The sequence below is a fragment of the Verrucomicrobiia bacterium genome, assembly GCA_019634625.1.
Classification (GTDB): domain Bacteria; phylum Verrucomicrobiota; class Verrucomicrobiia; order Limisphaerales; family CAIMTB01; genus CAIMTB01.
Genome location: JAHCBA010000004.1, coordinates 41,099 through 53,242 on the forward strand (window position 1 = coordinate 41,099; position 12,144 = coordinate 53,242).

The following is a 12,144-nucleotide window of genomic DNA, read 5'->3' on the forward strand; positions in this document are numbered from 1 at the left end:
TCACCGGGTCAAACGCTCATATCCCGCCCTCGCCCGACGGCGCAGCAGGACGAAGTCCACCAACCCTCCCAGGAATCCCCAACCATAGGCCACATGGTAGGTGGCAAAGACCACGGGAAGCGCCGGCAAAAGATCCCATCCCCACCGCCTTGCAGTCGTCCATGAGGCGACCAAACAGCCGCCTCCGTAAAGGGCGACCACACTCCCCAACACCCACCAAAGCCACGGCAAAAAGGTCCCCCCAAGCGCCAGTCCTGCCAGTGTCAGAAGGAATCCTGCGGGAACAACATGCCTCCACGACGCCGGCAGCCGATGCTTCTGGATCACCCGGACTTTCCAGTAGCCGTACTGCGCGTACTGCCGGAACAAGGCCTTCAAGGAGCCCCTCGGACGATACCAACTGCGGATCCTCGGATCCTGCCAGATCCTCCCGCCCCCCCGGACAATCCGAAGGTTATGCTCATCGTCCTGGTTCCGGACCAGCTCCTCGTCGAAGTATCCGAACTTCTCAAATGCCTCCCGGCGCCAGCACCCATAGGTCACGGTGTCCACCGGCCCCTCATAGTCCACATCATGAAATCGGGCACCACCCACAGCGAAACGGGAATGATAGGCGGCGGCGATCGCACGCGGCCAGTACCCCTCCGCCCGGGTGCGGGCCGGCCCGCCCACGTTGTCCGCGCCTGTCTTCTCCAGGACTTCAACACATCGCCGCACGTAATCCGGGGCATACTCCGTGTGCGAATCCATCCTAACCAGGATCCTTCCCCGCGCCTCGCGGATCGCCTGGTTCAGGCCTGTCGAGACGATGCGCCCCGGATTCCGCACCAGCCTGATCTCCGACGCCGCACCCGCTTCCCCCGGCTTCCGCTGCTGCAAGTACCGTTCCACGACCTCCAAGGTCCCATCCTCCGACTCCCCATCCGCCAGGATCACTTCCAAGCCACCGTCCGGGGCCTCCTGTCTCCTTACCGACTCCAGGCAGGCCACGATGCTATCCGCCTCGTTCCTGCACGGGATCAGGATGGACACGCGTGGGCCACGGTCCCCGGTCCCCTCGGCGGAACCCGCCACACTCTCGTCGCTTTGCAGGCTCATTCCCGACCCATGCCCTCCCGGCCCCGACTCCAAGTCACGATCTCTCCGTAGAGTGCCTCGTGGGCCGCAACCTCCGCTTCGATGGTGAACCTCTCGAGAACGCGGCGCCGCGCCTCCATCCCCAATTGCTGGCGAAGTCCCGCGTCGGCCACCAGGGCTGCCAGCGCGCCCTTCATCGCCTCAACGTCTTCCGGCGGCACCAGCAACCCCGACACGCCAGTCTCCACGAGGTCTCGAGATCCGGGAATGTCTGTCGCCACACAAGCCTTCCCGCAGGCCATGGCCTCCAACAGGGCCACCGGACATCCTTCCATCCTCCACCTGGCCCAGGTGGGCAGGACGAATACATCCACTTCCGAGAGCAATGCCGGAACATTCGAAACCTGCCCCAGAAAGTGCACTCGACGTTCCAGCCGCAGCCTCCGCGTCAACGCGTCCAGTTCCCTCGCGTATTCAGCATCGAGTGGAGCGCCCGCCAGAAGCACGTGGAGATCCGCCGACGTCGCCACCGCCTCCAGCAGCGTCGCATGTCCTTTTACGGGCAAAAGTTGGGCCACGCAGGCCACCACGACGTCGTCAACTGGAATGCCAAGCCTACAACGCAAATTGAGTTCCGGGACGGCCTCGGGGTGGAATCGCTCCGTGACCACCCCGCGGGGGACTAGGCGCGTCTTGCGGGCCCATGCCGGACGTCCGAAGAACTCCCGAAGCATGTCGGTGTTCTGCGCTGCGATCCGGGTGGCAAACTGCGTCCTCAACCTCCATGCCCGCTCGCCCCAGCTCATGTTCTTCTTGGTGAAAACCCATGCTCGCGCCCCAGCCATTCGGGCGATGATGGCCTCCGTGTAGTCGGAACTGTAATGGAAACTGTGCCAGATCTGGAAGCCACCGCGGCGGAGCCGCCGCGCTGCCCGCCACGCCCGCCACGCCAGACTCAGATAGGGCCTCGCCGGAACCGTGAACTCCGCCTCGATGAACGGCAACCCCAACTCCTCGACCACCCGATCGAGTTCTCCGCCTTTCCGACTTACACACACTCCCGGCGCCAACCGCCTTCGGTCCAGTCGCTCGACAATGTTCAGCATCGCACGACCCGAGCCCGCGGTAATGAAGTTCGGAATGGTGAAAAGTACCCGGATCGGATCCACGGAAGGCATTGCAAAGGGAATTACCTCGGAGAAATCAACGCGAAGGAGCGCCAAGCCATCGCTGTGCCCACCACTGCAGCGACAACAGGGTCCACAAGGTCCACTTGTGATCCGCCCGACCCTCCAGGTGCTCGTTCCACAGTGTCCTCAACTCCCGAACGTCGAACATCCCCGAAGGCATCAGCTTTCCGCCGAACAGCGTATCCTCCACCACCCCCTTCCACGGTCCACGAAGCCATCCCGCCAGGGGAACACTGAAGCCCATCTTCCTTCGTGAGATCAGTTCCTCACCCACCTCCCGCGCCAGCAGGTCTCTCAGGGGCGCCTTCCGCTCCCCTCCCCTAAGGCATTCCATGGGATCCAGTCGCAAACTCAGTTCAACGACCTCCCGATCCAGCAGCGGCACCCGCACTTCGAGACTGTTATGCATCGATGCCATGTCCACCTTCTTGAGGCACCGCTGCATCTGCCCGTAATACTCGGCGCGACGTGAAAAATGAGCCAGGTCCCGGATCCCTCTCGTGGCCGGCTCCGCATACAGATCAAACCCCTTCAGCCCCCCCCTCAGGTCAGGAGCCAGCCGGCGCAGCCACGCCTCCGATAGGCGGCTGTTGACCCCGGAGTAGTACGCCCCTGGAGACGGGGCCAGCAGGGACCCGCTGCGCCGCCCCAGCAGGCCGATCTTGCCCGCCCCATACAGGCACCGCCGTACCCACCCCGGCCATCGCCAGTCGCCGGCATGGCGCAGAAGCGACCAGGGACGTTCATACCCGAAAAACAGCTCGTCCCCGCCATCCCCGCTCAAGACCACCGTCACCTCCGTCCTTGCCAACCGGCTCACCAGAAGGGTCGGAACAATGGAAAAGTCACCCAGCGGCTCATAGCTGGCTTCGCGAACCTCCCCCAACACCGCCAACGCGTCCTCTCCCCGAATCTCCGTCAACCGATGCGTGACATCCAGCCGGGCCGCGTAGGCGGCCGCCATGGCTCCTTCGTCCTGACCCCATCCCGGATTGCCGATTGTGAACGCCCGCAACCCTCCATCGGTCTGCCTCCGCGCCACAGCGGTCACCAGCGGGGAATCCACCCCCCCGGACAAATACACGCCCAATGGAACGTCTGCGATTCGCTGCCGCCTCACCGCCCTGTCCAGCACCGCTCCCAGCCCCTCCAAGGCCTCCTCCCCATGCAGATCGGACTCCGGCGCCTCATCCGGAAGCGACCACCATCGTCCCTCCCTCCACGCGCCACCCGGTCCGACCTCAATCCACCCCCCCGGCGCCACCTGTCCGGTATTCCTCAACAGGCCCAGTGCCGGCGGCACATGGTGCCAGCGGAGATAGACCTCCAACACCTCCGCGTCCACCTCGGCTCCGCCGCCCCAGGGTACCGTCACCAGGCAGTTCAACTGCGACGAAAATGCCACCCCTCCGCCGGCTGGATCCCGGCGCCAGTACAAGGGCTTGATCCCCGCGTGATCGCGCGCCAGCAGCACCGTGCGCGCCCGCCGGTCGTACCAGGCCAGACCGAACATCCCATTCAAGCGCCCCAGAAACCCCCTACCCCAGGTCTGCAAACCCTCCAACACCACCTCCGTATCCGTCCCTGACCGAAACACCCGCCCCTCCCGCTCCAGTTCAACCCTCAATTCCCGGAAATTGTACACCTCCCCGTTGAAAACCAGCACCGAACCCTCGTCATGCGACACCATGGGCTGATGCCCGGCCTCGCTCAGATCCACGATCGCCAGCCTCCGAAACACCAGATGGCACATCCCTTCCGGGCACACCCATTCCCCTGCGTCATCCGGTCCCCTCCGCTCCAGGCGACAGCCCACCTCCTCGGCTTCCCAACCGGACCAAAGCCCTGCAAACCAACCTGCGAATCCACACATTCCCCTCCTCCTCCTTTTAGACTACCTTACACCCACCCCGCATTCCTGATATCCCAGCAAATCAAATCCCTAGAATATGTACTTCTTTCGTAGAAGAAATAACATTAACAGGCCAGTCATTTGGTACGACTCGTTCATTCGACATGTCGATAAAGTAACTATACCCAACACTCTCCAAATACTCGAAAATCGCCTGACATGCATCGTTCACTTCAACGATCGCCACCGGGTGACTGCGCCGAAGGACGCAACCGGCACCCCGTAATACGCTTAAGTCGTGACCATCTGTATCAATCATCAGCAGTTGCACATTCTGCTTACCAATAGCCGCATCCACAGTGAGCATCTTCTCCTCGTCAGCTGCGCCTGCACCACAGGCAATCACCTCGATCCTCTCCTGGAGTCGATTTGTCTCCACATTGGAACGGAGTACGGTCGCAACCCTCGGATCCCTTTCGAAAACAACCACTCGCCCTGTTGGACCTAATGCCTAACCTAGCATGACGGCCACAAACCCATAGTTTCCTCCGACCTCAACGGCCGTGTCACCTTCCTTCAGAACGGCGCGCGCGAGCCTACACAACCTGTTCTCAATACCCCGCTTCTGGGCACGATGCAGCACCCGTGGAGGAGCGGCGAACAGGAAGTGTAGAGCCTCCCATACGACTTTTCCCTGGACTATCCATGGATCCCCGTGTGGGCGGATCAGAAGATCCCGTGGCTTCCTGAGGACAGGAGACCCAGCTACACGTCGGGCGACAGTTGGAGGAAATACAAATTGTAGGAAACGACAAATTCCGTACCAAAGAAAATTCATTTTCCAACCCTCAACCAATCTAGAGTTTGTCCCCGCAAGGACTGATTTTGAAAGGCTCCAAGGCCAGTAAGGACCCTTGTGGCGACATGACGAGGTAACGGATTTCTGAGTCGCATGGCGAGCCGGATATCTAGCCCTTCTTCTCTATGCACGTTCCTCCTTCCGACCCGCCGCTGCGCTGGACCACCACTGCCTCCGGACACCGAATTCTCCAGGTGCCACCAGGTCACACGTCCACCCTTGCCTCACCCACCCGATGCCAGGCCGCAGCAATAAACCCCAAACTCTCGTTTCCGTCATAAAGCGATCTCTCTCCGGAACGGATACTTTCAAACCGCGCACGGACCGCCCTTTGTTCAAAAATCTCGGGTAGGCCGAGGAAAATTCTCTCATAGGCTCCAAGACCCCCAGAGGCTCTCAGCCATTCATTGAAATTGACCCACGACCTCGGCCGGGCTTTGCGCCTTCCCCACCTATCAATGGCCCTGCCAACCACCCGGCTGACCTCCATCACAAACTGTGCACGATCTACCCTCCCATACAGATTTGGTACCGCAATCTTCGCCAGTGCAGGATAGAGGCGCCGAAAAAGCAAATAGTACAGCCTGTGGTCATATCGCAACGCGGGGTCCAGGTTTGTCAGCCATGGTGCAAAGGTTGAATCCATTGAAGGTAGTACCAGAACTCCAAACGCCATTAGCTGCAATTCCTGGCCGAAAATGAATTTTCTATCCCTATGCTCGCACAAGTACCGCTCCTTCACCTGCTCCAACTTGGAAGCACCCTCTCCAACATAACCACCGAGAACCGAAAGGACCCGTTCCTTTAACCCTGCGAGACTGATCGCCATCGTGGCTCGCAGCTCATCCCGTAAGAGTGCTCCGTGATGCCTCATTCGCTTTGTCGCCTCCGCAACGATCACGTCCGCCAGGCCGTCCAGTTTGGCACGGTCCGCGTCGGTAGCCTTAAGTGTCCACCCAAGACTCCCAATCAGATTTCTGGTTAGGCGACGACCAGCAGACGCGTCAACATAGTACGATCCGCCTATCAACGCGTCGCCCAGGCAACCGGTTGTCAACGCACTGCAGTTGCGCTCCTGAAGCAGCATACCCGACCCCCACCATACCGGATTGACTAGCAGTTCAGTCTCTAAAAAGACATCCCTCAGATGCAGGTTCTCTATGGAGAATCGGCCATCCACGGCATTCAGGGTCCACGGAACTTGAAGGACTCTCGCCACCTCCTTCGCCAGATCCACCTCCACACTATCGGGATCACCGTGGGTGCATGCGACAGTATCTGCACCTAGTGCACTGAATCCGCCAAGCACAAGGCGGGAGTCCAATCCGCCGCTCAACATTACACCCACCCTCCCTGCCAATCGCCCCAGGGTCGCCAGACTCATTCGCCAGCGCTCCGCGGCCTCGTCACCCAAATCCGCCAGCTTTCCCCCCAGGCAGTTCGACCAAGCGCTTGACCAACGGTGCACTCTTGGCGACCTACTACCCCTCAGCGATAATCTAACCATTGAACCAGGCGCGATTCGCGCCAAATTCTTGACTAATGTCCGTTCTCCCACCACGTATCCAAGAGCGTACTGCTCTGCAAAGGCTACATCGTCGATTTCCAGGCCCCAAGCCCTTGCCATTCGAAGAGAATTGCAGCACAGAACCTCGTCTGGTTTTTCACCGTAATAGAGCGGTAATGATCCGAAATCATCGCACATCAGCAAAAGCGTGCATTCCTTCGTGTCCACCAACGCGACATTGAATACTCCATGCCAGTACGCAGGATCTGGCGTCACCTCCTCATTCCAACCGCATAGCAAGTCTGCTGCTGTCAGATAGGTTCCATCCCCGAGAACGGGTCGTCCCATCACAACCACTCCCCGTCCCGTTCTGGGGTCGAAATGCCAGTCAAATCCCTGCTGCACCCTGAATCCCTGCCAAATTCCAGCAAAGGATTCCGGCCTCGACTCCCACTCCGACCAGCGGTACCGCGCAGATGCTGGACCAAGGGGCACCACGTTAGGAGTAGTCCCAATTCTGATAAGAAATCCGGCTTTCACATGCCTCTCGCCTGACGTGCCATAGTTTTCCTAACGCGCTGGCAGTGCAATGTCGTCATCCCCCATGATTGCAATAAGGCGGCCCAGCGCCTCTCGAATGCCCTGGTTGAACGCCTGAGCTGGTCCTACGCGAATCCTGTTGCAGACCAAACGACAGCGCTTGTCCCCAGAAAGTCGACTCCTCAACCCATCCACCACCCCATCGTCTGAGGCATCATCCACCACCAGTAGTTCCCAGTCCCGTATAGTCTGGTTCCGGATAGATTCAACCGCTTCCCAAACCAAGATCGGGCGATTGCAGGTTGCGATAACAACCGAAACTTCCACATGGCCAGCATTGCATGCTTTCACTATGGGAGCGCGCAACAATAACTTGAGCATTTAAGCCTTGCAATCGAGGACGAATGGCATTCACCTCTTTGAGGTGACCGATCCCAAACTTGTGAAGCGGATTCGGCTCAAGTACCGCTCCCTGTCGGGCATGATGGATGAGCGGATGCGTCGCCAGTGGGCGGCCTCGGAGGCGGCTGACTTGGGCTGGGGAGGCGTGAGTACCGTGGCGAAGGCTACGGGGCTGGCCCGTAACACGATTATCGCGGGAACCCGTGAACTGGAGCATCGCCGAACTCACCCCGATGAGGCGATCACCGTTCGGATCCGCCGAGAGGGTGCCGGTCGTAAGCCGCTCGTCGAGACCGATCCCGACTTGCTGGCCGCCCTTTCGGCGCTGGTGGACCCTATGACTCGCGGACACCCGGAGTCGCCGCTTCTGTGGACCTGCAAGAGTACAGCGAAGCTGGCAGCGGAGCTGCGGCGCGAGGAGCATGTGGTCAGTGAGCGAACGGTGGCGGCCCTTCTGAAGGCTTCGGGTTACAGCCTCCAGGCCAATCGCAAGACACGGGAGGGCGCGTCGCATCCGGACCGGAATGCCCAGTTCGAACACATCAGCCGGCAGGTACTTCATTTCCAGCGCGGATCGCAACCTGTGATCTCCGTGGACACGAAAAAGAAGGAATTGGTGGGCGAATTCAAGAATCCCGGAAGGGAATGGGAAGTGAAGGGAGAGCCCACAGCGGTCAACGTGCATGACTTCCCCGATCCCAAGCACGGCAAGGCCATTCCGTATGGAGTCTATGACCTCGCGAGCAACGAGGGTTGGGTCAGTGTCGGGATTGACCACGATACCGCCCGATTCGCCGCGGCGAGCATCCGCCGGTGGTGGCAGGAGATGGGATCTCGGAGATTCCCCGGCGCGAGCAAGTTGATGATCACCGCCGACGGTGGTGGAAGCAACAGCAGCCGCAACCGCCTGTGGAAGGTGGCATTGCAGGAACTGGCGGATGAAATCGGCCTTCGCCTTGATGTGTGTCACTTCCCACCTGGTACCAGCAAGTGGAACAAGATCGAGCATCGCCTTTTCAGCTTCATCACGAAGAACTGGAGAGGCCGGCCATTGACTGGATACCAAGTCATCGTGAACCTGATCGCTAACACAACCACGAAGGAGGGGTTGCTGGTTCGAGCTGCATTGGACACAACTGAATACGAGACCGGCATCACTGTGACTGACGAGGAGTTGGCACGAGTGAAGATCACGAAGTCCACGTTTCACGGCGATTGGAACTACGCGATTCATCCCCGAGTCTGAATTGATCAAGTTATTGTTGCGCGCTGCCTAAGCCCTTCAGGCATGGCACCCTCCCTTCTGCGCAAATACCTGGCCAGGCGCATCCCTGCACCCTTCTGCCGAAGGAACGTTGTCACCATGACCAACCGCAGATGCCACCTACCCCTCTGCCCCAGCTGCCAATGGATAGCCTCCCGGAGCATTCGATGAGTCCTCCCAAACAATCCCGCATCGAGCCCAATGACTCCCATAGACCAAGCAAGCGTCCGAAGCCGCCATTGCACAACATCAATCTCGACCCACCGGCTACACCGCAGCGCTCGCGAAATGAGAACATATGCTTGCAGCATACTCACTGCCTTTCGGCGTAGATGCTTCTTACCACTGCCCTGGCTGACCCGGCCCGGCACCGAAACCCCAACCCGACACAGCGGCTCCGGCAAGTGTGCAATGGCAACATCATGGCACCCAACCCTAACATCGTGGACATAGTCCTCCCAGGCATAGAGCGCTTCCCAGGGAGCCCCCAGAACATCACAGGACGTACGCCACATGCAACCGGAAGTAGGCCAAGGCCTTCCAAACAACACTGCTGGTAGGATAGCATCAAAGCCCTCTGAACTCCGTCTCCGAACACCTAAAGATCCTAGATCCGTGACTTCCTCCGCCGTGGAGTAGACCATACCCAAATTGGGTTGATCTATCAGCACTCCCAGCAACCTTTGAATCGCGTCCTCCCGAAGTTTATCATCGGAGTCAACGTAGAGAACATGGGCTTTGTCGACCCTACTTCTCCCCGCTTCCCTAGCTGTTCCTGGACCACGATTCTTATCAAGTCGCAGCCACTCGATGTTGAGGTCCGGATAGGTCCGTGAAATGCTATTTCTCAGTGGAGGCTCAGATGCATCGTCAACCACTATTGTCCGGCTCGGTAACACCGTTTGCCTTTCCAGGCACTCAAGAACACAAGTCAAAGCATCAACCCTGTTATAGGCCGGAACAACCACATTCAGATCTCCACGCAACTTCATACTAGGGCAAAATCGGCCCGGCTTTCAGTATCTCAAGAGATTTGCAAATGCGCGCATTCGTTTGCTCTTAGCAGTCGCATATCTAACTACGCAGCATTTCGGAACTAATACGGGTGATTTTCCCAGGAAATGACGCAAGCAGCCCTCTCTGCATCTCTACTAAGTTCGTCCCAGCTACTATCCGCAGAGCCTGGTCTTCTACAAGACGCCTTTGCACTCTTTCGTCTGACAAATCATTGTTTTGCAGATCTAGGGGTACACTTATCCCAGCCCCTATTGACTCGATGTAGTCCAAGTATTTTGCTTCTCCACCATTTTGGCATATGGCATTCGACCACTTAACCCAAACAGAGGGAATTCTGTACGCATTGGCGACAATTAATCCGTGCAAACTAGAGCTAACAATTAGTGAACAGCAAGCAATTTCATCAATTACACTCACCGGATCCTGCGTAACTTCGATCAAGCGCCATTGGGAAGGCAATTGTGATTTCCTGATAGCTTCCAGTTCCATGAAATGGGGCACAACCCCAACCTCCCATTTACGCACTCCTGGAGCAGGCCAATAGATGGGCGCAAGCAGAGCTGGATCGCCAAAGGAAATTGCCTGAGAGCGATCAATTGCCCCATTCTTTAATAGCCATTCTTGTGTGATATAGCCACGTACCGCCAGCACGGTCGCGCCTCGGCTTTCCATTGAATCATGGAAGGTCTTGATCCCAGAACCCCAGACTACACAGTTCGGCCGAGCACGACGTATAATACTCCCGATTCCGAGCAACACCGGCCTTGTCTCGCACGCAGTGCTTGGCCTAGACCACCTAACGCGTCTTCCAGAAATCTTTTCAATTATGCGCTTAGATAGTAGATCTCCGAAGTTCTCGTAGCCCAACTGCCGCTGGATCTTCTCTGATGCCCAGTACAAGCGAATTGGTTGCCGCATCATTTGCCAAAGCCTGGCTATCCAATTTTGCATGTGGGTCGCTGTATACAATTGGTGCATCAGATACCGGATGTCCCGCCTTCGACTGCTATTAAGTTGTGTGATGGTGAACACTCATGCCCTTGTTTGTATTCCCAACGGTGCTCTACCATGCAGCAACAGTTTTTGCGGCTTGGAGTTCTACCTGATTTGTAGAACACCGAACCAGCGACCTCAAGTTGCCTCCCGATCTCTATTCGATCGAGAACCCTTCCATTCTCCTGTAGCGCCAGTGCGAGTCTGTACCTTCCAGGAAGCAGTGGTAGCACCGGCATCGAACATGTGAGGCTACCTTCCCCGATAGCCGTGGGTACCGTGGCTCCTACATAGCAGGTCGAAAGACTTATGATTCCTATATTGTTGTCGTCATAGATTGTTATTGCAACATCAAGGTTGCAGACCGTCCTTTCACTACTATAGCCTACTCTTATGGACAATGGGGCACCCGCAAGAATAATCTTGTCGCCTCCTGACTCGCCGGCCAGAAGTTCGATGCTAGTAGCTCTTAATTTTGAATGCTCTCGTCTAGTGGATTCTAGATGCTTGCTGAAATTGGTGTCATTCACGGAGTTTGAGTAGCAGTCTAGGCATCTTTCAACGGCACCGTCGAAGATTATTGTTCCGCTTCCGATCAACAAGCCTCGGTTGCAGAGTGCTCGGACCGCTCCAAGATTGTGACTTACAAACAAAACAGTCCGTCCCAATACCGCGATATCTTGCATTTTTCCCAAACACTTAGTTTGGAATTCCGCATCCCCTACCGCCAGCACCTCATCGACGATCAGAACTTCTGGTTCAAGGTGGGCCGCCACTGCGAACGCCAGTCTCACCCGCATCCCGCTCGAGTACCGCTTCACGGGCGTATCGATGAACTTCTCCACGCCGGAGAAGTCCACGATTTCATCGAACCTGGCATCCACCTCCCGTTTCTTCATGCCAAGAATCGTTCCGTTCAAATAGACATTTTCACGCCCCGTCAGGTCCGGGTGGAATCCCGTGCCAACCTCCAGCAGGCTTCCCACCCGGCCGTACACCGTGGCCCGGCCCGAGGTGGGTTCGGTGATGCGGGAGAGGATCTTCAGCAGGGTGGACTTGCCCGCCCCGTTGCGTCCGATAATCCCCAGCACCTCGCCGTGCTTGACCTCGAACGAGACGTCCTTGAGGGCCCAAATGATGTCTGAGGGGTCGTTGTTGGTGGTGGGTTGGTGGGTATTGGCGGTTGGGTCCTGGGTACCTCCCGGTTGGGTTGGCGGATTGGAATCTTGGGAGAGGTCATCAAAGCGGCTCAACTTGCGGAGATTCCGAAAGTTGCGCAACGGCGCCCTCACGAAGGAGGCCATGGCCCCCAGCAGCGTCTCATGACGCTGTTCCTCCTGCCCGATGCGGTAGGCCTTGCTAAGATTCTCGACGCGGATGGCGATATTGCTCATTCCAGTGAAGAAAGCAGAAAGCAGAAAGTAGAAAGCAGAAATTGGCCAA

General features: G+C 57.9%; 10 protein-coding genes. 1 reads left to right on the top strand and 9 read right to left on the bottom strand.

The features are described from left to right. The 6 genes from KF833_03485 to KF833_03510 form a co-directional block, all read right to left on the bottom strand. Complete coding sequence (locus KF833_03485; protein ID MBX3744346.1) at positions 1-1,098, bottom strand: glycosyltransferase family 2 protein; 1,098 nt, start codon at positions 1,096-1,098, stop codon at positions 1-3. Continuing rightward, entirely contained in the window at positions 1,095-2,183 is a 1,089-nt protein-coding gene (locus tag KF833_03490; GenBank protein ID MBX3744347.1) for a glycosyltransferase, read from the bottom strand. The genes KF833_03485 and KF833_03490 overlap by 4 nt, the downstream gene beginning before the upstream one ends. A 97-nt stretch (positions 2,184-2,280) precedes the next feature. Continuing rightward, positions 2,281-4,140: an asparagine synthase (glutamine-hydrolyzing) gene (asnB, locus tag KF833_03495; GenBank protein MBX3744348.1), complete on the bottom strand. Its 1,860-nt coding sequence runs from the start codon at positions 4,138-4,140 to the stop codon at positions 2,281-2,283. A 61-nt stretch (positions 4,141-4,201) separates the two neighbouring features. After that, the gene (locus KF833_03500; protein ID MBX3744349.1) at positions 4,202-4,525 is read right to left on the bottom strand and encodes an FkbM family methyltransferase; all 324 of its coding nucleotides are present in this window, start codon (positions 4,523-4,525) and stop codon (positions 4,202-4,204) included. A gap of 658 nt (positions 4,526-5,183) precedes the next feature. Beyond that, positions 5,184-6,833: a hypothetical protein gene (locus KF833_03505; protein ID MBX3744350.1), complete on the bottom strand. Its 1,650-nt coding sequence runs from the start codon at positions 6,831-6,833 to the stop codon at positions 5,184-5,186. 222 nt (positions 6,834-7,055) lie between these two features. Then, positions 7,056-7,406: a glycosyltransferase family 2 protein gene (locus KF833_03510; protein ID MBX3744351.1), complete on the bottom strand. Its 351-nt coding sequence runs from the start codon at positions 7,404-7,406 to the stop codon at positions 7,056-7,058. A 43-nt stretch (positions 7,407-7,449) separates the two neighbouring features. On the opposite strand from KF833_03510, the gene KF833_03515 reads away from it, so the two are divergent. Then, positions 7,450-8,673: an ISAzo13 family transposase gene (locus KF833_03515; protein ID MBX3744352.1), complete on the top strand. Its 1,224-nt coding sequence runs from the start codon at positions 7,450-7,452 to the stop codon at positions 8,671-8,673. 5 nt (positions 8,674-8,678) lie between these two features. On the opposite strand, the gene KF833_03520 is transcribed toward KF833_03515, so the two are convergent. The 3 genes from KF833_03520 to KF833_03530 all read right to left on the bottom strand — a co-directional run bounded on the left by KF833_03520 (position 8,679) and on the right by KF833_03530 (position 12,095). Beyond that, entirely contained in the window at positions 8,679-9,683 is a 1,005-nt protein-coding gene (locus KF833_03520; protein ID MBX3744353.1) for a glycosyltransferase, read from the bottom strand. A gap of 82 nt (positions 9,684-9,765) precedes the next feature. Next, positions 9,766-10,467 carry a polysaccharide pyruvyl transferase family protein gene (locus tag KF833_03525; GenBank protein ID MBX3744354.1) on the bottom strand — a complete coding sequence of 234 codons (702 nt, stop codon included), beginning with the start codon at positions 10,465-10,467 and terminating at the stop codon, positions 9,766-9,768. Positions 10,468-10,685: 218 nt separating this feature from the next. After that, entirely contained in the window at positions 10,686-12,095 is a 1,410-nt protein-coding gene (locus KF833_03530; GenBank protein ID MBX3744355.1) for an ABC transporter ATP-binding protein, read from the bottom strand. Between the last annotated feature and the right edge of the window lie 49 nt (positions 12,096-12,144).